Consider the following 22,673-nt stretch of genomic DNA (forward strand, 5'->3'; position numbering starts at 1 on the left):
AAAAGGCGGGACAAAATGTTTACAAAGTACCCATTCGTTCGTACGATAGGGCTATCGATTTATTCTTCGGAGGCGTCATGATTCTAAAACAAAAGCCCTTAGGTCACTGGCGCTTGCGTACATCACCGTGGGCGATCATCGGCTCGGTGGTCATCCTGCTGATTGTCGTGGTGGTGTTTGCAGTACAAAATTACAATCGGGAAAGACAATACATGTCCTTGATCTTGGCCGAAAAAGGCACAGTCATTGCCAAGGCGGTGGAGGCTGGAGCCCGGACGGGAATGATGGGCATGATGTGGGGGAGACGACAGGTCCAAACGTTGATCGAGGAGACCGCCCAACTGCCCGGCGTGCTCTATATTACAGAGACAAACCGTGACGGCCAGGTCCAGGCAAGCAGTACCCTGGTTACAGACAAGGCAATTCCAGCTTATCGGCGCAACAACCTCAAGCCGTTGCCAACAACGAGCAGGCTGGCCCCCATGTCGGCAAACACAGCCATCCACATGGTTGCGTAACCGGTAAAAGTGAGCACAAGAAACACCATCTTGATGCCGAGGGCGAGCACGATGTTTTGCGTGAGCACCTGCGCCGTAGCTCGCGACAAGCGCACAAACATCGGAATCTTACGGAGATCGTCGTCCATGAGGGCCACGTCTGCCGTCTCGATGGCGGTGTCCGAGCCAGCGGCCCCCATTGCGAATCCAATGTTGGCGCGCGCCAAAGCCGGCGCATCGTTGATACCGTCACCTACCATGCCCACAGCGCCAGTCAGTGCCAATTTTTCGACCTCGCGCAGTTTGTCGTCCGGCAGCAGGTTGCCCAGAGCGCAGTCGATGCCAGCTTGTGTTGCAATGGCCTGCGCTGTATGTTGGTTGTCACCGGTCAACATCATGGTATTAATGCCCAGCGCATGCAGTTCGCCGATGGCATTTCGACTGCTGTCCTTGATAGTGTCCGCCACCGCAATAAGGGCCTGAACACCACTTGCGCCCACCAGTGCCACTACGGATTTGCCTTCGGTCTCTAACTTAGCGATATATTGTTCCAGTTCCGGCGTACAATGCCCACTTTCTTCGATCATCCGATGGTTGCCGATATGATAGGTCTCGCAATTGATTTGGCCACGCACACCTCGACCGGGAAGCGCAGTGAACTGAGCAACGTCAAGCAGGGTAATGCCATCAGCATGTGCTGCCTGCGCCACCGCCTTGGATACCGGATGGTCGGAGAGAGCCGCTAGACTCGCGGCAATGCTGCGGGTATAAGTGGGCGGCGACTTGCCCCACGACACAAAATCGGTCTGCACAGGCCTGCCGTGGGTGATTGTACCGGTCTTGTCCAGTGCCAACCAGCGCAGGTTACGGCCCGTTTCCAGATAAGCGCCACCCTTGATGAGAATGCCGTGGCGTGCTGCGGTCGCCAAGCCACTGACAATGCTGACCGGCGTTGAAATAACCAGTGCGCACGGGCAGGCGACAACCAATAAAACCAGGGCTCGGTAAATCCAGTCCAACCATGCTGCCCCCACGAATAGTGGGGGCAGCAACGCGACGGCGATGGCAGCGCCAAACACGGTGGGCGTGTACCAGCGTGCGAATTGATCGACAAAGCGCTGAGTGGGTGCGCGACTGCCTTGCGCCGCTTCTACCGCATGGATGATGCGAGCCAACGTGGAGTTGTTGGCGACGGCTGTGACACGGTACTCGAATGAGCCAGATTCGTTAATTGTGCCGGCAAACACTGAATCGCCAGGGGCTTTTTCAACCGGAAGGCTTTCACCTGTGATCGGTGCCTGATTTATTGTGGAGTGTCCTTCAAGAATTTCGCCGTCGAGGGCAACTCGCTCACCCGGCTTGACTCGAACACGGCTGCCGATGGCGACTTGTTTGGCTTCTACCTCATGCCATAAACCGTTCGGTTTCAGCACTGTGGCCTTTTCTGGCGCCAGATCGAGCAGGCCACGGATGGCATTGCGGGCGTGATCCAGCGACTTGGTTTCGATCACCTCGGCGAGCGCGAAAAGTACCATTACCATTGCTGCTTCGGGCCAATGACCTATTAGCATGGCACCTGTGACGGCAATCGACATCAGGGCATTCATGTTGAGATTGCGATTCTTGAGGGCGATCCAGCCCTTTTTGTAGGTAGAGAGGCCACCCGTGAAAACGGCGGCGAGCGCTAGCACAACAACCGACCAATGGTTGCCGTTATGGAGCCAGTAGACGACTTCCGCAGCCGATGCGGCAATCAAGGATATGCCCAACGGCCACCAGTTCGTAGGCGAGATTACAGGGGCAACCGATGCGGGTGTAGCGCCTTTTGTATCAAGAACCTGCGCTTCAAGCCCAAGCGTTTCCAGCGCCACAAGCACATCAGGCAATATGCAGCCGGCATGACGCACCGACAGTGTGCGCTGGATCAAGTTGAATTCCAGTCCAGAGATCCCGGCCATGGTGCCAAGCTTGTTGCGAATCAGCGCCTCTTCGGTTGGGCAATCCATCTTAGCGATGGACAGTTTGGTCGTTTGTCCGGCTGATGCCTCATCCATGCGCACGGCTTGCATGCCAATGGTGGCCAGGGCCTGCTCAACAAGAGAAAGTGATGAGTTCGTACTGTGCACGGCTACAGTGCGTTGCATCAAGTTGAAATCGAGCCGGATCACCCCTGGTATTTCGGCCAGTTTGCTCCGGATCAACGCCTCTTCCGTCGGGCAATCCATGTTCTCGATGCGGTAGACCGCTGCTGTCGATTCGATCGTCATTTGGACTGGTATCGTGGGTTGGATTATCGGCAGGGCCGAACAACTACACCCTTTTGAACCGCATGTGCTCATAGCTGATTTCTCCGGCTTGACTAATGTATAGTACATTAGAATTTCTGTAGTCACTCTGGAATTAAGGAACAAGTGGAGAATGCGAATGGCAACCTAAAAGCTTACCAGTCAGACCAGTTCGGCAGCCCCCTGTACGACGCCTGTTATTCACCTTCTCAAACTCAACTCTGCCCATAATTGAGCCTGTTGCAAAATTCCACAAACATAAAAGCCGTGCATTTTAGGCTACCAGGCCCACATCTGTGAAGAAACAATCCCGGCAATATAATCTTTCGAGTCCTTGTCCAGTTCGAAAAACTCCATACCACAAACAAACCTGAAGTCTACATTCCGAACATTTCGTGTCACCACCTGGGCAATCAGTTTGTACTTGCCAAGGAACAGGCCAACTCTCAACAATTGTCCTTGGCTCAATTTAGTATCCATCAAAACCGCGATCCCACCCTGGCCTATATCCATGAGGTACCCGGTTTCTTCGAAACCTTTCGCAACCACCTTTACCGGGATACTCTCCCTTGCGGAAGCATTCTTAAAGTTAAATTTCTCATGGAGATCGTTGCCGGGAATCCGCGGCCAGACCCTTTTACCAAGCGGGTTCTCCGGTTCGAATTGCCAATCCACTTCAAGACCCTGGAGCGATGGGACCTGATCCCATCCTGTTACTTCCTTTTTCATGACTACTCCGTCGTTAAATTATTCGTTATTACCACTAGGTATATTGTAGAGTTCCGGTTTAGCTCCTCTTTTCGAATCGTGTCGATGCTTGAGGCGTAATAATCCGGGTCAAAATTTTTAAAGCCATGCCTTGCTAAAGACGTGACAGAATCTCTTTTAGTTTGGCGTATTCTACCGGAGAAACCTCCCCATTGGCAAAACGGGCCTTTAAGATTTCCAGGGAATCAATGCGATCCCTGGATGATATGTCGGGATGACGCGACAAAGAACTGAAAACCCGGCTCGCGCCATATACCAGAAAGACAACTACCAGAAGGCATATCAGCATGGCAAAAACCCCGCCTGGAAAAAATCCGTTCCGTCATTCACCAAAGAACGGCAGGTAATTGCAACCCCACATGATTTTTACTCCTCTGAAATAAAGGCGGCTCGACCGATGAGTATCAGATCCACCCGCCTCTTTTGTGTGGTTGTTACCAGCATCCCCCACCCATGGCGTAGCCATTCATATTGCCATGGCGACCGCCATTGAGCGCCGGAAGATTATGGGTACTGGCCTGGGCGCTCAGTTTGTCGTGCAGGATGGTTATCTCCCGGTTCAAGTCCCCGGTGCGCTTGGTGTCGGGATTAGGGGAGGCCATCAGCGCGTTGTATTCGCCTTGTTTGGCGGCCAGATCCTGGCGAATTTGTGCCGTTTTAGCATAGAAGTCCTGATAGTTTCCGCCGCCCACCATGGCCATCGGCCCACCCATGGACCCACCCCAGTAGCCGTCCCAATAGCAGGCAAAAACCTGGGTGCCGGTCAGGGTGATGGTAGCAAGTGCAGCGAGAGCGAGAATCGATTTTTTCATGGTTGTGTCTCCTTGTGTTGTCTGAGGTACTTGGTTGTTGAAAAGCTTCAAGCCCATGGTCCTTGGTTGCTGTTGGTAGAGTTAATCCAAGATCCATGCCATCTGCCGCCAAGAAAAAATATATTTATAAATATCGGTGCATTGCCCAGGTAATTCATCAGTCGGCAAAACATCCATTATGCTTTGATGGGTATTTTGACCCCATTATTTCAATGCAAGGCGGAACAAATGTTTACAAAATACCCATTCGCTCGTATGGTAAGACCAGCAATTTATTTTTCGGAGGCGTCATGATTCCAAAACAAAAGCCCAAGGGTCGTTGGCACTTGCACACATCACCGTGGGCGATCATCGGATCGGTGATCATCCTGCTGATTGTCGTGGTGGTGTTTGCGGCACAAAATTACAGTCGGGAAAAACAATACATGTCCCGGATCCTGGCCGAAAAAGGGGCGGTAATTGCCAAGGCGGTAGAAGCCGGAGCCCGGACAGGAATGATGGGCATGATGTGGGGGGGAAGTCAGGTCCAGAAATTGATCGAGGAGACCGCCCAGCTGCCCGGCGTGCTCTATATAACAGTGACAAACCGTGACGGTCTGGTTCAGGCGAGCAGCAATCGTGAACTGGTCGGGACCCGCCTTGCCGGTCTCTTGGTGCCCGGTGTGCAACCGTCCGAAACAATCAGCTGGCGATTTAAGGATATCGGCAACCAGCAGCAATCGTTTGAAGTTTCCAGGGCCTTCACATTGATTACCGGCCAGACTGGTGGGATGCACCACCAAAGCAGCGCGACAATGTCGCAGTGTGACGATTGGTGTTCTGCACGGGGAGAAGGTGAAGGAGAGAAAGTCATCTTGGTTGGCTTGGATCCCAAACCTTTTCAGGATGCCGCCAGAGAGGATATTCGCAACACCGCGATCATTTCAGGCGTTTTAATTGTGCTGGGGATGGCAGGCTTCATTTCTATGTTTTGGCTGCAGAGCTATCGCACGACCCAAAGGTCGCTTCAGGATACCAGCGCCATTGCCGATCAGGTCGTCAAAAGCCTTCCCGTGGGGCTGGTTGCAACCGATAAGGATGGAAAAATATCAATTTACAACAAGGCCGCCGAGCGGATAACCGGACTTGATTTAAAGAATGCCCGTGGAAATGAACCGGCGAGTATAATGCCGGCAAATTTTTGCGGTTTGAGGGAATATCTGGATCGTGGCGAGTCCATATCCGAAAAAGAAATGGAGTGTGAATTCACCGCGGATAAAATTGTCCCGATCAGCATTAGTGCTTCGAGCATCGTCAATGAAGAAGGGACATTTGTCGGGCAAGTGCTGATTCTTCGCGACCTGGGTGAGATCCGCCGGCTGGAGGAGGAAGTTCGCCGCAAGGAAAAACTGGCGGCTATCGGTGGTCTTGCCGCCGGTGTGGCCCACGAAATCCGCAACCCGTTGAGTTCCATCAAGGGCATCGCCTCCTATTACAAAAGCAAATTTACAGATGGCAGCGAGGATAAAGAGATGGCCGAGGTCATGATCGAGGAGGTGGATCGTTTGGGCCGGGTTATCAGCCAATTACTGGAATTTGCGAGACCGGCTGAGTTGAACCTGAGACCGGCCAATCTTAATGAAATCCTGGAACATTCGGCCCGACTGGTAAAACAGGAAGCAATCGCCAAAAATATCCAGATTGACTTGAACCTCAGCCCAAAAGGGGAGCCGGTATTGGCCGATCCGGATCGGCTGACCCAGTGTTTTCTAAATTTATACCTGAATGGTCTGCAAGCCATGGAAAATGGTGGCCGACTGATAATCAGCAGTTTCATCAGGAACGGCGGCTTTGCCGTCGACATCAAGGACAGTGGTTCGGGAATATCCGCAGATGATTTAACCAAAATATTCGACCCGTATTTTACCACGAAGACGAAGGGCACCGGGCTGGGCTTGGCAATTGTCCACAAGATTGTCGAAGCCCACCAGGGTCAAGTGAAAGTGCGCAGCACTATCGGTCAAGGCACGGTGTTTTCCATTATTCTGCCGCTAAGGCCAACTCGATGAGGTCTTTATGAGTACACAACAAAAACCCGCGCATGTCCTTATCGTCGATGACGATTCGAACCATTTGAAAATTCTGCAAACCATAGTCAGAAGCTGGGGCTACCAGGTCTCTGTGGCCGACGATGGCAGCGTTGCGGTTGAAAAAGTCAAAGAGCGACCGTTTGATTTGGTCCTGATGGATGTCCGTATGACCCGGATGAATGGGATCGAAGCACTTCGACACATCAAACAATACAACCCGGCCATTCCGATTCTCATCATGACCGCCTACTCTTCGGTCGATACGGCTGTCGAGGCACTGAAAGCCGGGGCTTATGATTATTTGATCAAACCCCTGGACTTCGAGGTACTCAAACTCAGTCTGTCACGCACCTTGGAGCATTCTGGCCTGAAAGCCGAAAATGCAACGTTGAAATCGAAGATGGGTGCCGATTACGACTTGAAAAATATCATCGGCAAGAGCAAGCCGATGAAGGAACTGGTCGAAATGCTGGCCATGATCGCGCCTTCGGAGGCAACCGTTTTGATCACCGGGAAAAGCGGAACGGGGAAAGAGCTGATCGCCAAATCCATCCATCACAACAGCCGGCGGAAGGACCAGTCTCTGGTGGTGGTCAACTGTGCAGCGCTTACCGAGACCTTGCTCGAATCGGAACTCTTCGGTCATGAGAAAGGGGCGTTTACCGGAGCCGACAAACGCCGTGAGGGTCGCTTCATGCTGGCCGACAAGGGAACCATTTTTCTTGATGAAATCGGCGAAACCTCCGCAGCGATGCAGGCCAAACTGCTGCGGGTCATTCAGGAAAGGGAAATCCAGCGGGTTGGCGGGGAAGAGACGTTGAGCGTGGATGTGCGCATTTTGGCCGCAACCAATCGAAACCTGGAAGAGGAGGTAAAAAGCGGAAAATTTCGCGAAGATCTTTTCTACCGGCTGAATGTTGTTACTCTTCGAGTTCCCCCCCTCTGCGAACGGCAAGATGACATACCACTCCTCGCCCAATATTTTCTCGAAAAATTCGCAACCAAAAACCATAAACAGGTCAAGGGGTTTTCACCGTTGGCCATGGATATGCTGTTGAAACACGCCTGGCCCGGTAATGTACGGGAGTTGGAAAACACCATCGAACGGGCCGTAATTCTTCTGTTGGATGCACATATCACCGAAAAGGAATTGCCTGCTACGATCACCGATGCCTATACCGAAAAAAGCGATTGGGTAGAGCAATCCGTGGCACCGACGGTTGCAGCCATCCGTCCTTTGGAAGAAATCGAGAGAGAAGCCATTTTGGCAACACTTGAAGACAGCGGCGGCAATAAAAGCGTCACCGCTAAAAACTTAGGGATAAACAGAAAGACTCTCTATAAGAAATTGAAAGAATACGGCATTGATTGAGGTCTTGTTGAACCGAACCAGCAGTACTCTGTGTCAATGGCTTTTTTCGTTCACATCAAAAACACAAAATTGAGAAAGATTGCAAAGCTCAAACTTGAGGGTGACACTTACTTCAATTCGATGGGAAGATCCGATAGGGGAAACGAATAATTATTTTTCGGTTTGCTTACTCTCCCCTAAAAAGAGCCGGTCCGCATCCCTGCGCTGAAAACCTCGTTTCATGATTGTAGCAGCCGTCTTGTCAATATCATATGAGATGCGCCGAATCTCGATGGTGTTGAGACTGTTGTCCCAGATCACATATTTTGCACGCGGATCGTCATCTCGGGGCTGGCCAACGCTGCCCACGTTTACGATGTACCGATACCCCTGTTCAAGCACGATGGTGTCGTTGCTCAAAGGTATGAATGCAAGATCTTTTCCGTCATAGCGAATGAGCATCAGACGGTGGGTATGCCCAGCAAAGGCAATGATGAACTTGTTTGATTCAAAAGTCTCTCTGATTTCTGATAAACTCATTTGGTTTAGATACATTGTCGGTGAATCAGGAGGACAGCCATGCACCAGAAGCGCCCCTTCAACTACACTACAGGTCGGAAGATTTTTGATATATAACAGAGACGAGGATGAGAGATATTTCAATGTATGCTTGATGGATTCAAGCGTTCGTGGTGTTAACCAGAGGCGGAAATTAATATCGATTGCCGCCAGTTCGTGGTTACCAAGGATATTTGGAATGCCTCTCTTCTTCAACAGGTTGAGAACCTCTTCCGGCTGCGGACCATATCCGATGCTATCCCCCAGGTTGACGATCCGATCGACACCGGAAAGTTCAATATCGTTCAAACAACGATAGAATGCCTCCAGATTGCCATGAATATCCGACAGCACCGCCAGTCGCATTGTCGTCTCTCTTATCTTAATGACGCACTGTCAGCAGCGGTCTTTGCTGTTCTAAAACCAATTTCTTCGAACCCCTCCCAGGCAAAACGAGCTACACTTTTCGGCAAGGGGCTATTTGGGTGTGTGCCCTCTAGCCCACCGATAACAGCATATTTCCTCATTTTCGTTTGATCCTCAGAAGAAGCGGTCGAGCTTTTCAATACCCACTCACCGAGTCCCTCATTCAAGCCTCGGATACCCAATGTGTTCGGAGTGAAAAGTGCCATCGAAAAGACCAGCTTGTCAAGGTGTGATTCAATTCTTGTGTTTGCACTTCGGTCGCTGGGGAGGGGTTCCTCTTTCGTATTTAATTGCGCCGCGCCCTTGATCATTACATACAACAGCTCTGCCTCCATCAGTAACCGCCTGTCAAAAAAATTGGCGAAGGCCGTGGCGCCATAGCCGGTTACCCGCAGGGCTGGATTGGATATATAGGCTGGGTTACTTATATGAAATTTTTCATTTTTGTATACAATCGGTTCGTAACCTGCACGTACTTCACCCAAAAGTAACCAGTTTGCGCCATCGCCTGTCACCACGTCTTTTTCTAAACTGATTTTGGCAAGATTGTGATTGAGAAAATCGACGAATTGCTGATTGGTGACTAAAAATTCATCGATGTAGAAGGGTTCGAGCTGAACCGTTTGCTTATCACTCCCAGAGGCGCTCGCCGGTATAATTAACTCTCCACCCGTAATGAGGTGTTGGTTTCCTATATGCTCAGAGTCGGTCAAAGAGTCAACGGTATCCAAGTTTGCGGTGGCCTCGGCGTTATCGGATTTTGTTGGTGATTCATGCCCGCCCTGGCCTTGTTCAAAACCGGCCTTGGTAAAATTCCATCCGGGCTCACCCATGAAGTGCCATATGGTTACGAATACTGCAAAAAGTGTAATAACAACGATTCCCGCCCAGAGCCATTTGGGCCGGGCAAACAGGGATACAGGTCTTCTTCTGTCAGGAGACGCGGAGAGTCCTTGGGCCTCGAACGCCTTAACGACTTGCTCGAGTTGCTCGCGCAAATCTTGAACGGATTCTGTCCTCTCTTCTTTTTTCTCCGCTGTGGCGCTTTGAATGATTCGGTTCAGTTGTTGGAGAAATGGGGATTCGGTTTTGGTTAGCCCGACCCTTTGGAACGGTATCGTACTCGATTTGATTTTCCCCTCGACAGCTTCAAATAAAATCTTGCCAAGGGAATAAATGTCGGCTCTTTTATCGGCCCTTTTGAAATCAAAATAATGCTCGGGGGACATATATTGAGGAGAGCCTTTAACGTCGATCGATTGAGTTACCGGCTTTAATCTGCAGGAACGCGCCAGGCCGAAGTCGGCAATCTTCGGGATGGTATTCTCCATGAGAATATTTTCAGGTTTTAAATCACGATGCACAATTTCAAGATCATGCAGGGCCTGAACTCCCACCAGCACAGGGATAAAATAATTTGTGATCCACCTCCCGATAGCGGCTTGGTCAGGATAAAAACCTTCCTCCGACATGGTTGTCCGTAATGTCCCGCCTGAAACATACTCCATGGCGATATACTCAATGGGCGTGTCTTGACCGCACCTTTGCACGGTGACGGAATCGTAATCAAAGACTTGCAATACATTGGGGTGACAAATCAGCGCCATGGCTTGGACTTCCCGCCGGAACCGTTGGGCCAGCGTTTCAGCCTCTTCATCATCCTTATCAAGGCCTTCGAGCCATTCTTTCAGCATTACCTTTATAGCAACATCCCGATTAAGGCTGACCTGATGTGCCCGATAAACCTCGCCCACACCTCCTTTGCCGATAAATTCGAGAATTACCCACTTTTGGTTAAGCACATCACCAGCCTTGAACAGGTTTTCACTTAACGTTGTCATTCAAATCACCCCGAGATGTTATTTTTTTCAATTTGTTGTTAAGGGTTGTTCTCGTGATGTCCAGCATTTTGGCGGCTTCACTTTTGTTGCCCTGGGTTTGTTCAAGGGTTTCAAGAATGGCCTGGCTTTCGATCTCATCCAGGGTTTTGCCACCGAGACCGGAGGTGGGTACATTGTTCTTATGATCTTTGCGGTACGTGGCCATCAAGGACAGAGGCAGATCCGCATCGGAGATGTAGGAGCTCATGGTAAGGATCACCGCCCGCTCGATGACGTTTTCCAGTTCCCTGACATTGCCCTGCCAGCCACTCTTGGCCAGCACATTCATGGCAATGGGGGTGAAGCCCCGCAAGTCTTTTCGGTTTTTCAGGGCATACTTCTTGAGAAAGTGCATGGCTAAAAGGGAGATATCGTCTTGTCGCTCTCTCAGTGGCGGAACATGGAGATTCATCACGTTGAGGCGGTAGAATAAGTCCTCACGGAATTTTCCTTCTTTGACATCGTCCTCAAGAATTCGGTTGGTTGCGGCAATAATCCGCACATCGACTTTTAAGGTTTTGTCGCTCCCCAAACGCTGGATTTCCCTTTCCTGAATGGTTCTGAGGATTTTGGCCTGCATCGACAGGGGGATTTCGCCAAGCTCATCGAGAAAAATTGTCCCTTTGTCGGCCTGCATAAACCGGCCGTTTCGTTGTCGGTCAGCGCCGGTGAAGGCACCTTTTTCATGTCCGAACAATTCCGATTCAAGAAGAGTCTCGGTGAGTGCCGCGCAATTCACCGTCACCAGTGGACCATTCTTCCTCTCACTGTTGGTATGGATGGCTTTGGCAAACAATTCCTTGCCGGTGCCACTTTCCCCGGTGATCAGCACGGTTGCTTCAGTGGGCGCAACAACCCTGGCCATGTCTACTACTCGTTTCATGGAAGAGCTGGAGCCGATGATTGCTGAGAAACGGTTTTCGGCTGCGGCCTGTTCTTTAAACGACTTGTTTTCCAGGGTAAGTTGCAGATGCTCCATGGCCCGATCGATGATGAGCTTCAGTTCTTCAAAGTTCAAAGGTTTAGTGAGATAGTCATGGGCCCCGAGTTTCATAGCCTCCACGGCGGTATCCACCGATGAATAGGCGGTCATGATGATGATCGGTATGGCTGGATTGAACTCCTTGATTTGCCGCAATGCCTCGATGCCGCCCATATTAGCCATGCGCACATCCATTAAAATAAGGTCACAGGGGGTGTCTTTGACCATGCGGACGGCGTCTTCTCCGTTCATGGCACTGTCAACAGCGTGACCCTGGCTTTTCAAGATGGTCCGCAGCATGTGCAGATGGGCCGCGTCATCATCGACAATCAGAATTTTTCCGTTCATGATCAAGTTTCCTGGTGAGGATGAAATGGTAATCTCATCGAAACACGTGTTCCGTGGCCTTCTTCGCTGTGAATGCGAATTGACCCGCCATGGTCTTCTACAATTTTATGGACGATGGCCAAGCCCAATCCGGTGCCCTTTTTTTTGGTGGTAAAATACGGGTTGAACACATTGCTCTGATCTTTGGGAGAAATCCCTGGTCCGGTATCCGAGATGTCGATGACAATCGATTCGTTCTCCCGGCGTGTTTCGACAGTAAGCTGGCCGCCCTTTTCCATAGCCTGGACGGCATTGATCAGGAGGTTGAGAATTACCTGGGTTATCCGGTCGGGATCGATCATCACAGGCGGCGGGTTATGGCCGAATTGTTTCACCATGGTAACCCCGGCAAAGGCAGCTTCCTGGGCAACAATACCCGTTGCATGTTCGATCAGTTTTACTATATCCGTTGTTTTTAACTTGAGATCCGACGGGCGGGCGAATTCAAGCAGTTCGGAAATCACCCGATTCACCCGGTCCACCTCTTCTGCGGTAATTTCAGCTGTTCTCCGATTTTCACTGTCCTTAGGAAAAAGACTGCCGGAATATGTCACGTACCCTTTGATCGAACTTAACGGGTTCCTGACTTCATGGGCGATACCGGCGGCAAGGTCGCCTATGGCCGCCAGCTTTTCCCGCTGGCGAATCTTTAATTCCAATAGACGCAGTTCCGATAAATCTTTCAGGACAAACATGTAACCGATGTATTGACCGTCTTCGCCGACGATGTTGGTCGTACTGACATTCACCGGAATTCTGGTACTTTCCGGACCAGTCAGGTTCAATTCTTTCTCCACGACGGATTTTTCCCGACTGATGCTTGTGCGTAATTCCAACACGATTATCGGTAGAATGGACCGAGCCGGAGCTCCTTCAGCCGTCTCCGGACGAACCGCCAAAAGGGAGCAAGCCACACTGTTAATATATCTGATCTTGTTATCCTTACTTACCACCAGGATTCCCACCGGCAGGTTCCTGACAATTTCCGAGGCGAAGGCCCGGATATCCTGGAGCAGCTTGCGGGAATTCAAATAGGTTTGCGCCCAGAAGAGTGAAATCACTCCGCCCAGGGCGAGAAGAAAGACCAGCCCCGCAGAGATCAAACTGTTGCGAATATCTTTAACCATAACCTCGTCGAAGGGTTGGATATCCATGCCGACGATGACCGTTGGCCGGTGAGTCATGTCCAATATCCGGTCTTCGGGGATGTCTTTTAACCACTCTCGAGAACATGACATTTCATGTTCGGTCCGCACCTCCTCCATGGTTTCTTCATGATGGGTTGTCGGCAGAAAATTTTTAAACACCTCGAAAAGCCTTTGCTGGTCTTTTCCCGCTACCGTTCGCCATTGGAGAGCGTCTTTTGGCGCAAACGAGTCGTTAACGGCAAAAGCTTCTACTGATTTGCCGATCATTTTTTTATCATTGTGCGCGAGTATCACCCCGTTTCGGTCAACCAGGGCAATATAGGAGATATCATGCCGGGACGCAGTTTTCTCCAAAAGGGTTTGCAAGCGGGCATCGCTGCCGAACACTCCCGCCATTCCGGCCTGCGCTCCCGCTTCAAAAGACCAAATCAGAGCAGCGCCTTTTTCCCTGAGAATTACGCCCATATGGATTTTTTCCCGGTTGTAATTGGCGACTCCCATAAAAATAACCACAGCCATGAGCACCAGACTGATGCCAATGATCATCCATGAGGGTGCATACACTTTTCTACCTGCCAACCATTCTGAAACCATACCCACTCCTCTGTTCGAAGGTCTATTCGATCGTAAGGTCTAAAAACTAATCACCGCAAGCAACAAATGTCCAGTTTTTAACCAATGCCTTGGAGCCACACAAGGAAATTTCGGCAAATTTTGCTCTGTTGAAATAACTTTTACTACAATTACAAGATAATACGAATTACCACTCACAGTGGTACAGAGATTGCTGAAGCACGTTCATATAAAAAGTGTCTGCGACGAATCGGTTGCCGCAGGAGCATGAGTGTAAATTTCAAAAGGAGTAATTTAGCATGAAAAAAATTCTTTCAGTTACCGGAATCATTGCCTTAGTCGCCATCATTACTTTTGATGCCTATGCTGCGACCCCAGGAACAGCCAATCCATCAAACCAAGCGACACAGCAGGGTTTTATGAGCGCAGATTTCACTTCAACCAATGCTATGGAGGATGATTCTTATTCTGAATACGGATACCGTTCACGTAGTAACGGAGGAAATCACGGGGGCAGTAGCAGTAGAGGTGGGCATCAAAGCAGCAGGTCAAGAGGCAGACATCATTGAGATCTTGTAAACTTTCAACCTAACACCCCACAAGGGAGCACAAGTACCTTCACAAAATTCATTCTTAAAAAACAAGAATGAATTTCTAAGGTACTAACTATAAAAGCCTTTCAAATATGCCATTGCCGTGAAAGAACAATCTTTCGCGACAATGGTTTATTTTATCTTCGAGCATTCCACAGGTACCCCAATTATCCCCACGCCCTCAGAAGAGCCCCTGCACGAACAATGGATGGGAAAATTGCGAGCAAACCTTTACGAGCGCCATCCCACCACGATAATCGCCATACCAAGCAAGGTGACACCTGCACCAATCCAATCATAAGTAGATAACTCAACTCCATCAACCATTCGCAGCCAGACTAGGGCTGTTGTCACATAGACCCCGCCGTAGGCCGCATACACCCGACCGCTGGCAACAGGATGCAGGCTCAGCAACCAAACAAACAGAACAAGGCTTACGGCAGCAGGCAACAGCAACCAAAGAGTCCCGCCCTTACGCAACCACAAATAGGGCAGGAAGCAGCCGATGATTTCTGCCAAAGCTGTGGCGATGAAGAGCAATGTGGTTTTCAGCATCGGCGTCACGAAATGGCATATTTTCAGAATAATTTTCCAGCGACTCTGTACGACATAGCCATACGATACGTTGTGTCTAAAAATTAATCATTAGCAGTCGTGTATGTGCAATAATTAAGCATTGCTCTATATGGCGCGCAAGTGAATTTTATTCGAAAAATGAAACAATGAGAAAAATATACAATAATATTCAAGTGATATATAAACAAAATAATCTGGCATAGCAATTGCCATAAGCTGTACAACACCATGGACTGCAGAAAAATGATTGCTGTGGCCTGGGCAAACAATCCGATTTTTTTAAACAAGGAGTCATTCAGTATGAAGAAAATTACCTCACTCACCGGAATCATTGTCTTGGCTGTGCTGCTCTCAACCAGTGCTTATGCCGTAAACAAAGAAACAGGCACTACTATCAATCCACCCAATCAGCAGGATTTTTATGAGAAAACCGCTCCTCTCCGGACGACTCTTGCCGCAGACCAGGCGGAGTTTAATGCTCTTATGGCGGGAACAAATCCTGACTCCAAGCGTATTAGATCCTTGGCTGAAAACATCAGCAAAACACAGGACGAATTGCGAAATGTCGCAGGTACCTACGCCGATCAGGTGATGGGTTCCGGGGGAGGCCATCATATGGCCATGAATGGCAATGGCCATAATGGGCAGGAACCACATATAAACGGTTCCATGGAAGGACACATGAACAATTCCTATATGGGCTGCTGCCGCTAAGTGATCGTATGCATTCCAGCCGTGGAAAAATCTTTTTACGGCTGGAATCACCGTAATTTTCAAACAGGTAATAACAATGTGGTTTCATGGAGATGGATGTTGCAGCGGCTACGGACAATGGTTTTCAAGTCATTGGGTTACCGGCCTCGGCATCAATCTGATTATCTTTTTCGTCCTGATTTTCTTGCTGTATAAGCTGACCCGATTTTTCTCGTCAACACCTCCGAAAAACCACGATGTCAAAGATTCTCTTGCAATTCTCGACCTACGGCTAGCCAACGGCACTATCAGCCTGGAAGACTATCGGAAGATCCGGAGTGTTCTCCAACAAGAGCGCCATGATGGCTTGTGATTTTTGGAATTTGATGCCGGACTAACAATACAAGGTATAGACACACACGCTTCGTATCGTTTTAAACTCATTGAGGTAACTAATATGATGTACAGGAAACTTATGGTGCTGGTTTTCCTAGCAACCATTGTTTCGGGATGCGGATTTGCCGACATCCTTAACACAACCAAAGGCGATCGATATTTGAAAACCGGGGAATACAGTGAGGCGGAAACAACCTTTAAAGAGACTGTCAGGAAAAATCCGGACGATCATGTGTCTCAATATTATTTGGGCCGTTTTCTTCTTGCTCAGGGCAAGGAGTCGGAGTCTTTACCGTATTTCAAAAAGGCAGCCGTCCTTGATTCAGGGAACGCAGATTATCAATTCTGGCTTGGTGTCGCCCATGGCAAACTGGGAGATGTCAATGCTGAAAGGGTACAGTATGAACGAACCTTGAAAATCGACAGTAACTATCTGCTGGCGAATCTCTACTTGGGGCACCTGCGCTTACAGAACTGGGAATTCAGGCAGGCGATCAAAGCCTACGATGCAGTGCTGAAGGAAGAGCCGACGAATGCGACGGCTCTCTATAACAGAGCGCTGAGTTTGGACCTCGAAGGAAAGGATACTTCGGCGAAAGCGGCATGGCTGAAATATCTGAAATGGTACCCTGCCGGACGATATGCGCAGAAGGCAACCGATCGTCTCAATACGCTCGGGGATTTTTCTTATGAAAACCACTTTTTCGGCAGGCGGACCATAACTCTTACCGAGATTAAGTATTCACCATCGGGGAATAGCGTCGATATCTCTTCAATTTCCTCCTTGCGTCTGGTCGGGGCCATCCTTGCCAACCTTAATAAAGGGACGCTCCAGGTTGTTGTTTACGCAAATAAAGATACTGAACTCGCACGGCAAAGAGCATTGGCGGTCAAAACGACCTTGCTTGAACTTGTTCCTGCCATCGCTGCGGATCGTATCAAGATAAGTTGGTTTGGCGTGCCGGAAAAGGACATTCACGGAGGCAAGGCATATGCTAAAGACCAATCGGTTAGGTTCTTCCTTACGGACTGGAAAGAGGCTTGAGTTAACTAGGTTCAGCACCTGTCTTGACTATTAAGTTACAATGAGAGGAAAAAACATGAAAACGAAGCGGTACCTTAAAAATGTGATGTTAACCCTTGCTGTCACGGGGATGTGCCTGCCGGTATTAGCCGGGGCACAGGAAAACCAACGGACGCAAGCAAGTTATTCGAATGCCGCCAAGGCAGAACAGGCCGCAAGTATGGCGAAACGAGATGCAAACTCGACTGATCCGTCGCTGCAGGCGGCTCTTGCCAACCTCATTGAAGCTGAGGCCCAAATGGGAAAGGTGAAAAAATCCGACAATCAAGGCCAGATGATGTCGAGCAAAGCGGCTCTTGATAGCGCCGAACATCAGTATACCGGGATGCTATCGAAAGCAACGGGGGTATCGGAAAAAGAGATCGGCGATATGCATAAAGCCGGAGTTTCCTGGTCCGACGTCGCTACTGAACTGGGGGTGCAGGCTAGAACAGGGAAGATGGCGCAAGACGGCCAAAAGAAAACAGGAAATAGCCATCTGACCAACATTGATGCAAAGGGTGAAACGCACCAGGGTAAAGTGGGCAGTGGTCACTTGGTCGGCACCGAGGCAAAAGGTGAAACGCACCAAGGTAAAGTGGGCAGCGGTCACTTGGCTGACACCGATGCAAAGGGTGAAACGCACCAGGGTAAAGTGGGCAGTGGTCACTTGGTCGGCACCGAGGCAAAAGGTGAAACGCACCAAGGTAAAGTGGGCAGCGGTCACTTGGTCGGCACCGAGGCAAAAGGTGAAACGCACCAAGGTAAAGTGGGCAGCGGTCACTTGGCTGACACCGATGCAAAAAGTGAAACGCACCAAGGTAAAGTGGGCAGCGGTCACTTGACCGACTCTGATGCAAAGGGTGAAACGCACCAGGGTAAAGTGGGCAGCGGTCACTTGGCCGACACCGATGCAAAGGGTGAAACGCACCAAGGTAAAGTGGGCAGCGGTCACTTGACCGACTCTGATGCAAAGGGTGAAACGCACCAGGGTAAAGTGGGCAGCGGGCAGGTGGATAGTGGCGCCACGAGTTCCATGATGGGGTTCAAATCAGAGGATATCGCGGAGGCTAGTGCCAGAAATCCGGGTTTGGGAAAAGATCAGGGTCATGTGGCAGGTACGCAGTCCGCCATGCATGACAGTGGCAGCACCGGCATGATGTCCGGTGCCGTTGGTTTAAGTAATGGCATGGGAAGCGGCGGTAGTTCGAGTGGCGGTCACGGTAAGGACGGCGTCGGAGATAGCGGTCATAGTAGTGACGGCCGTGGCAGCGGTGGTAGTGGTGGTGGCCATGGTGGTGATGGCGGTGGTAGTGGTAGCGGTGGCAGCGGTGGCAGCGGTGGCGGTCATGGTGGAGACGGCGGCGGTAGTGGCGGCGGTAGTGGCGGCGGTCATCGTTAACCTTGCTTATTTCTTGCAAATATCCATACTATTACCTAATAACAGAGCATTTTGAAGAATGAGGATTTTCGTTCAAAATCAAGGCATGCGAGAAATTTTCCCCAGGCATATGGCTAATATTTCGAGGATAAAATTTTGAGCATAACGCAGAGGTTGGACGAAAAGAGCATTTTGCAAAAGGCTCGACAGTGTTTAAAGTCTGGCTGGCTCCTTCGGGAGTCAGTCAGGTCGGGCTGCAAAGTAATATTCTGTAAGAATTGAAACTCGATTCCGATACTCCAATCTTCCAACCCAGGCTCAGCTCAGGAATCTTTCCGATGCGTATTCAGCCGCTCATTTTCGGTTGTCCCGGCTTTACCAAGTTTTTCCTACCCAGCTGTGTGCCCCATGCTCTTTCAAATTCGTATTCTTTACCGCAGGCGTCGCTACAAAAATGCCATTTCTTTGGACCAATTCAAGTAATTGCGAAAAGTGCCTTGATGGAGTAGCTTGTGATGCACGTTACCAGGTGGCGCTTTATTGGAAAGCTGTATAATCACCCATGAGGAAAGCGGTTTCGTGTCACCTATCACCTGCTGGGAACACAAATGAATATCGGATTGAAAGTTGCGTTGATTATTTTTGTGATGGGGGGCGGATGTTCATTCTTCGGTGATGTGCGTGCTACCGAAAGACACATTGTCAATAAATCTGTTGCGCGAAAGAACGCGGTGAAACCTGCTGCGAACAAGTCAACCGCAATGAATACGAAGAAGCAAAAGACAGCCAGAATAGCCAAAATTGCCACACCAATTTCTTCGGAATCTGTTCGGTACCCCGGCAAACTATCTGTTCAGTCAGGGGCGGCGCTAGTCATTGAGCAACACACTGGTGGTGATGCGCTTTTCCAGAAAAATGCCAACCAGATTGTGCCGATTGCCTCTATTACCAAACTGATGACCGCGATGGTGGTGTTGGATAGCTCGCCAATCTTGGACGCACCGATTGTGATCACTGATGACGATGTGGATTATTTACGTGGAAGCCGCTCTCGTTTGCCTGTCGGTTCTGTCATTTCCCGCAAAACTGCCCTGCTTTTGGCACTGATGTCTTCGGAGAACAGAGCAGCTAATGCACTAGCGTGCCATTATCCAGGTGGGATGCGCGTTTTTTTGTCGGCGATGAATAGTAAGGCGAAGGAACTCGGCATGTTGAATACCCGCTTTGAAGATCCGACCGGCCTTACCAGCAACAATGTTTCAACTGCAATTGACTTGGCCAAGATGGTTGCTGCAGCTCACAAGTATCAACTCATTCGGGAGCTTACGACTACTGCAGAGGCAAAAGTTGAGGTTGATGGTCAGGATCTGGCATATCGCAATACCAATCCCCTGGTGAGGAGTCCGGCTTGGGATGTGGGGGTTTCCAAGACAGGTTATATTAGTGAAGCAGGAAAGTGTCTTGTGATGCAGGCGCGTCTTGCTGAAAAACCCGTGATCATCGTTCTTCTTGATTCAGCAGGCGCGCTGACTCGTGTTGGCGATGCAAACCGGATCAAACAGTGGATGGAGAACATCTACACCTCCCGCAAGCAGTCCATACAAACCGTTGCTATGCAGATGAATGGTTGCAATCCGAGCCGAGTCGGGTTCAAGTCAGTAACTTCCGGTCAGAAAATTGCAGCAGGAAAAAAACATAGACACCTCAATAAAGCAAATTGTTAGTTTAATAAATCAACGACAAACGGTCGCTTGTCGTGTGCCACCGGCAAAGCCGGAGGTACACGACTCGTATTCTTCATTGTAAATGTTGCGACAAGTGGGTCATTTCCTTGTCAATGCCCTTTCATCATATGCCTATGTTTAAGGTCGGCATCAAAAGGATTTGGACGATCAACACCGTCTTCTTGTCGATGCTGGTCGTGACACCCTTGGTGCAGGCTCAACTTCGCGACTCTGACTTGGAATCGAGCTATCGATTTCTCATCAGCGACCGGGATAAATCTGACGGCATCCTCTACACGGCCACAGCCGGAAAACTCCAAGGTCGGCGACTTCCACTCAGTTTTACCGATAGTGCAGAATATTGGGGGGCGTATGTGTGTCGATTGCCAGGGAATACCTGCATTATTACTGATATCTACAATCCGCGAACCTATTCGCTGACACCACAAAAATTGCCTGCAGGCGATCTACAAACCGAACGTATCAACATCCATAACGGCACCAACATCTACGATGCTGCTACCTGGCAAATTGCCGTAATGCTAGGCCAGGTTATCAATCGATTTCCCGTACCGCACAATCAGGACACCTATGCTCTAGTCAGCAATCAAAATCACCTGCTGAGAGACGGCTACAACGGTAATTCCAGCAATATTATTGCTGGAGAAAACCGCGCCGTGACTGCAGGCAAGCTCTTTACCTATAATCAAGAGGTCATCACCGATCACAAACAGTCTTACGCCTTTCGCATGCTGCCCAAGAATTGGTTGTCGACTGACCCCTTTATGGGAACCTCATATGCTGATTATATTACAACCGAAGGTTTGCCGACGCAAAATCCTGAATATCAACTCGGCAAGGTCTCTTGGAGTGACTGGAAGCCGATCACCGGCGAAAATGCCTGGGCCTTTTTATTGGGACCGCTGCAAGCCGCTTATATCCATTACGTCATCGATCAGAAATCTGCCTTTGTCCCGTTGCACGATCCCGCCGTGCAAAGCGCCCTGGAAATATTGCCGACCTTTGCGGCGATGCAATCTCCATCGGGAGGTGTGTACTTTGCCCCAGCAGAAACGGTAATCAATCAGGGGGACCAGTTGGTCGATCCCTATGAAGTGGCGGTTGAAAACAATTTGTCCTTGTATGCGGGTTTAAAAGTACTACGCGCTACCCTGCAGGCGTCGGTAATACATGAAAAAAATTTAAATGCCAACGATAAGGTGACGATTAACGAGGCATTACAACTGGGTAGTGCGATGATCAACGGCGGTGTGCTCAATAAAAATCGTACCACCTCGGGCCTTCTCTCTTTCTTTAAGAATTCGGCCTGGCAGAATGGTGAGTTTGTCCAAGGAGGCCGTGCCGATGACCCGAGCAGTACTATTAAGTGGATACCGAACCTTCAAACAAAAGCGGTAGATGTCAATACCTGGGGCATCATTGCCCTCGGGCCTCTGCAAATCGACTCATGGTTTGGCTTTGGTGCCGCCTATCAAAACTGGCAACAGGTAAAACAATGGGGTGGGTATGGTATAGGCAAAACGCTTTGGGGCGTTGGTTTCTCGGATCAGGATGGCAACGGCATTGATACGAGCGGCAATTACCGACAAGGTATCCTCTCCACTGAATGGACCGCAGGTGCAATCATCATGCTGCGCAGCCTGAGAGCCTATTATCAAACAATTCCGCCTGAATCTTCACAGTATTTGGAGGCGAAGCGGTTTCTGGAAACCCTCAAATTGGAGGAGCAATCGATGCTGGAGGCAATAAAGAAAATGCGAGTTGATACCTATGCAACGGTTCCGTTCCCTGACCAGCCGCAGAATTACCTCCAATTACTGCCCATCGGGCAAACTCGGCCCTATATCTACGCGAGCAAACGGTATTTGATTCCCTTTGGGTGGTATGCCAATCCGATTCCCAGCACTTGCGCAACAGCATGGATCATTATGGTGGCAGATGATTATAATCCTTTTGCGTACGGTGGTGGATATTAGGCACAGATCTTACGGCCGGGATGCAAGGGATCACGGTTGGATCAAGTTTGAGACAGGGATAAAAAAGGCTTGCCGCTAATTTGCGGTAAGCCCATTATAAAGGCTTTCAAGAGAAAAGCCGGAGCATTTCTATTTCTGGTAGCATTGCAGGAATGCTCCACCTTGAGTCACAAACCAGTAATTCAATTTACCAGTTTCAACCCACCCTGACGCAGTAGCAGTTTAAAAATCAAAAAAGTCCTTAAGTGAAGATTTCCTCTTGAAAGGGTTTTCATGCCCATGTTTTGATTGATGATGCTCAGGTTGTCGGTACTGTGGTTCCGGCGCACGATACTGCTGTTCAGGTGCTTTTGGTGGTGCAAAAGAACAACGTTCGATAATTTTGTCCAACTCACCTTTGTCAAGCCAAACGCCTCGGCATTGTGGACAGTAGTCAATTTCGACGCCTTGCCTGTCTGTCATTAATAAGTCGGTTGTGATACATGTTGGGCATTTCATTAGACTCTGTCTCCTG

General features: G+C 49.7%; 20 protein-coding genes. 10 read left to right on the top strand and 10 right to left on the bottom strand.

The features are described from left to right. Positions 1 to 77: 77 nt before the first annotated feature. A complete protein-coding gene (locus OEL83_14880) occupies positions 78 to 518 on the top strand; it encodes a hypothetical protein (GenBank protein MDK9708325.1) in 441 nt (146 codons plus the stop codon). On the opposite strand, the gene OEL83_14885 is transcribed toward OEL83_14880, so the two are convergent. The 4 genes from OEL83_14885 to OEL83_14900 form a co-directional block, all read right to left on the bottom strand. Continuing rightward, positions 431 to 2,836 carry a heavy metal translocating P-type ATPase gene (locus OEL83_14885; GenBank protein MDK9708326.1) on the bottom strand — a complete coding sequence of 802 codons (2,406 nt, stop codon included), beginning with the start codon at positions 2,834 to 2,836 and terminating at the stop codon, positions 431 to 433. The two genes, OEL83_14880 and OEL83_14885, sit on opposite strands and share 88 nt — an antisense overlap. A gap of 225 nt (positions 2,837 to 3,061) precedes the next feature. Then, the gene (locus OEL83_14890; GenBank protein ID MDK9708327.1) at positions 3,062 to 3,511 is read right to left on the bottom strand and encodes a PilZ domain-containing protein; all 450 of its coding nucleotides are present in this window, start codon (positions 3,509 to 3,511) and stop codon (positions 3,062 to 3,064) included. A gap of 133 nt (positions 3,512 to 3,644) precedes the next feature. Further along, positions 3,645 to 3,839 (bottom strand): hypothetical protein, encoded by a 195-nt coding sequence (locus OEL83_14895; protein MDK9708328.1) that lies wholly within the window; start codon positions 3,837 to 3,839, stop codon positions 3,645 to 3,647. A gap of 145 nt (positions 3,840 to 3,984) precedes the next feature. Continuing rightward, entirely contained in the window at positions 3,985 to 4,362 is a 378-nt protein-coding gene (locus OEL83_14900) for a hypothetical protein (protein MDK9708329.1), read from the bottom strand. 290 nt (positions 4,363 to 4,652) lie between these two features. Between OEL83_14900 and OEL83_14905 the strand changes: the two genes are divergently transcribed. After that, a complete protein-coding gene (locus tag OEL83_14905) occupies positions 4,653 to 6,410 on the top strand; it encodes an ATP-binding protein (protein MDK9708330.1) in 1,758 nt (585 codons plus the stop codon). A gap of 7 nt (positions 6,411 to 6,417) precedes the next feature. Next, a complete protein-coding gene (locus OEL83_14910; protein MDK9708331.1) occupies positions 6,418 to 7,803 on the top strand; it encodes a sigma-54 dependent transcriptional regulator in 1,386 nt (461 codons plus the stop codon). 150 nt (positions 7,804 to 7,953) lie between these two features. On the opposite strand, the gene OEL83_14915 is transcribed toward OEL83_14910, so the two are convergent. Genes OEL83_14915 through OEL83_14930 form a run of 4 tightly spaced genes read right to left on the bottom strand, consistent with a single transcriptional unit; the run spans position 7,954 to position 13,757 of the window. Then, positions 7,954 to 8,706 carry a metallophosphatase family protein gene (locus tag OEL83_14915; protein MDK9708332.1) on the bottom strand — a complete coding sequence of 251 codons (753 nt, stop codon included), beginning with the start codon at positions 8,704 to 8,706 and terminating at the stop codon, positions 7,954 to 7,956. Positions 8,707 to 8,717: 11 nt separating this feature from the next. Further along, the gene (locus OEL83_14920; protein MDK9708333.1) at positions 8,718 to 10,607 is read right to left on the bottom strand and encodes a bifunctional serine/threonine-protein kinase/formylglycine-generating enzyme family protein; all 1,890 of its coding nucleotides are present in this window, start codon (positions 10,605 to 10,607) and stop codon (positions 8,718 to 8,720) included. After that, positions 10,591 to 11,976, bottom strand: a complete 1,386-nt coding sequence (locus tag OEL83_14925) for a sigma-54 dependent transcriptional regulator (protein ID MDK9708334.1) — start codon at positions 11,974 to 11,976, stop codon at positions 10,591 to 10,593. The genes OEL83_14920 and OEL83_14925 overlap by 17 nt, the downstream gene beginning before the upstream one ends. A gap of 2 nt (positions 11,977 to 11,978) precedes the next feature. Further along, positions 11,979 to 13,757 carry an ATP-binding protein gene (locus tag OEL83_14930; protein ID MDK9708335.1) on the bottom strand — a complete coding sequence of 593 codons (1,779 nt, stop codon included), beginning with the start codon at positions 13,755 to 13,757 and terminating at the stop codon, positions 11,979 to 11,981. A 278-nt stretch (positions 13,758 to 14,035) separates the two neighbouring features. Here OEL83_14930 and OEL83_14935 point away from each other — a divergent pair, with 278 nt between their 5' ends. Further along, on the top strand, positions 14,036 to 14,305 hold the full coding sequence (locus tag OEL83_14935; GenBank protein MDK9708336.1) for a hypothetical protein: 270 nt from the start codon (positions 14,036 to 14,038) through the stop codon (positions 14,303 to 14,305). A gap of 255 nt (positions 14,306 to 14,560) precedes the next feature. On the opposite strand, the gene OEL83_14940 is transcribed toward OEL83_14935, so the two are convergent. Next, a complete protein-coding gene (locus tag OEL83_14940) occupies positions 14,561 to 14,884 on the bottom strand; it encodes a YnfA family protein (GenBank protein MDK9708337.1) in 324 nt (107 codons plus the stop codon). 264 nt (positions 14,885 to 15,148) lie between these two features. On the opposite strand from OEL83_14940, the gene OEL83_14945 reads away from it, so the two are divergent. From OEL83_14945 to OEL83_14970, 6 genes are all read left to right on the top strand, one after another. After that, a complete protein-coding gene (locus OEL83_14945) occupies positions 15,149 to 15,619 on the top strand; it encodes a hypothetical protein (protein ID MDK9708338.1) in 471 nt (156 codons plus the stop codon). Between the two features lie 76 nt (positions 15,620 to 15,695). Next, positions 15,696 to 15,971: a hypothetical protein gene (locus OEL83_14950; GenBank protein ID MDK9708339.1), complete on the top strand. Its 276-nt coding sequence runs from the start codon at positions 15,696 to 15,698 to the stop codon at positions 15,969 to 15,971. Between the two features lie 3 nt (positions 15,972 to 15,974). Next, a complete protein-coding gene (locus OEL83_14955) occupies positions 15,975 to 17,039 on the top strand; it encodes a tetratricopeptide repeat protein (protein MDK9708340.1) in 1,065 nt (354 codons plus the stop codon). Positions 17,040 to 17,094: 55 nt separating this feature from the next. After that, complete coding sequence (locus tag OEL83_14960) at positions 17,095 to 18,459, top strand: hypothetical protein (protein ID MDK9708341.1); 1,365 nt, start codon at positions 17,095 to 17,097, stop codon at positions 18,457 to 18,459. 587 nt (positions 18,460 to 19,046) lie between these two features. Next, positions 19,047 to 20,162, top strand: coding sequence for a serine hydrolase (locus tag OEL83_14965; GenBank protein MDK9708342.1), 1,116 nt, complete (start codon positions 19,047 to 19,049; stop codon positions 20,160 to 20,162). A 134-nt stretch (positions 20,163 to 20,296) separates the two neighbouring features. Then, positions 20,297 to 22,159, top strand: a complete 1,863-nt coding sequence (locus OEL83_14970; GenBank protein MDK9708343.1) for a hypothetical protein — start codon at positions 20,297 to 20,299, stop codon at positions 22,157 to 22,159. 222 nt (positions 22,160 to 22,381) lie between these two features. Here OEL83_14970 and OEL83_14975 read toward each other — a convergent pair whose 3' ends face one another. Next, complete coding sequence (locus OEL83_14975) at positions 22,382 to 22,657, bottom strand: zf-TFIIB domain-containing protein (GenBank protein MDK9708344.1); 276 nt, start codon at positions 22,655 to 22,657, stop codon at positions 22,382 to 22,384. Positions 22,658 to 22,673: the final 16 nt, after the last annotated feature.

It is taken from the genome of Desulforhopalus sp. (assembly GCA_030247675.1).
Lineage (GTDB): Bacteria > Desulfobacterota > Desulfobulbia > Desulfobulbales > Desulfocapsaceae > Desulforhopalus_A.

Excerpts from the sequence above, each read along its gene's own strand:
- OEL83_14880 (MDK9708325.1), top strand. The coding sequence starts at position 78 with ATGATTCTAAAACAAAAGCCCTTAGGTCACTGGCGCTTGCGTACATCA.
- OEL83_14885 (MDK9708326.1), bottom strand. The coding sequence starts at position 2,836 with ATGAGCACATGCGGTTCAAAAGGGTGTAGTTGTTCGGCCCTGCCGATA.
- OEL83_14890 (MDK9708327.1), bottom strand. The coding sequence starts at position 3,511 with ATGAAAAAGGAAGTAACAGGATGGGATCAGGTCCCATCGCTCCAGGGT.
- OEL83_14895 (MDK9708328.1), bottom strand. The coding sequence starts at position 3,839 with ATGCTGATATGCCTTCTGGTAGTTGTCTTTCTGGTATATGGCGCGAGC.
- OEL83_14900 (MDK9708329.1), bottom strand. The coding sequence starts at position 4,362 with ATGAAAAAATCGATTCTCGCTCTCGCTGCACTTGCTACCATCACCCTG.
- OEL83_14905 (MDK9708330.1), top strand. The coding sequence starts at position 4,653 with ATGATTCCAAAACAAAAGCCCAAGGGTCGTTGGCACTTGCACACATCA.
- OEL83_14910 (MDK9708331.1), top strand. The coding sequence starts at position 6,418 with ATGAGTACACAACAAAAACCCGCGCATGTCCTTATCGTCGATGACGAT.
- OEL83_14915 (MDK9708332.1), bottom strand. The coding sequence starts at position 8,706 with ATGCGACTGGCGGTGCTGTCGGATATTCATGGCAATCTGGAGGCATTC.
- OEL83_14920 (MDK9708333.1), bottom strand. The coding sequence starts at position 10,607 with ATGACAACGTTAAGTGAAAACCTGTTCAAGGCTGGTGATGTGCTTAAC.
- OEL83_14925 (MDK9708334.1), bottom strand. The coding sequence starts at position 11,976 with ATGAACGGAAAAATTCTGATTGTCGATGATGACGCGGCCCATCTGCAC.
- OEL83_14930 (MDK9708335.1), bottom strand. The coding sequence starts at position 13,757 with ATGGTTTCAGAATGGTTGGCAGGTAGAAAAGTGTATGCACCCTCATGG.
- OEL83_14935 (MDK9708336.1), top strand. The coding sequence starts at position 14,036 with ATGAAAAAAATTCTTTCAGTTACCGGAATCATTGCCTTAGTCGCCATC.
- OEL83_14940 (MDK9708337.1), bottom strand. The coding sequence starts at position 14,884 with ATGCTGAAAACCACATTGCTCTTCATCGCCACAGCTTTGGCAGAAATC.
- OEL83_14945 (MDK9708338.1), top strand. The coding sequence starts at position 15,149 with ATGATTGCTGTGGCCTGGGCAAACAATCCGATTTTTTTAAACAAGGAG.
- OEL83_14950 (MDK9708339.1), top strand. The coding sequence starts at position 15,696 with ATGTGGTTTCATGGAGATGGATGTTGCAGCGGCTACGGACAATGGTTT.
- OEL83_14960 (MDK9708341.1), top strand. The coding sequence starts at position 17,095 with ATGAAAACGAAGCGGTACCTTAAAAATGTGATGTTAACCCTTGCTGTC.
- OEL83_14965 (MDK9708342.1), top strand. The coding sequence starts at position 19,047 with ATGAATATCGGATTGAAAGTTGCGTTGATTATTTTTGTGATGGGGGGC.
- OEL83_14970 (MDK9708343.1), top strand. The coding sequence starts at position 20,297 with ATGTTTAAGGTCGGCATCAAAAGGATTTGGACGATCAACACCGTCTTC.
- OEL83_14975 (MDK9708344.1), bottom strand. The coding sequence starts at position 22,657 with ATGAAATGCCCAACATGTATCACAACCGACTTATTAATGACAGACAGG.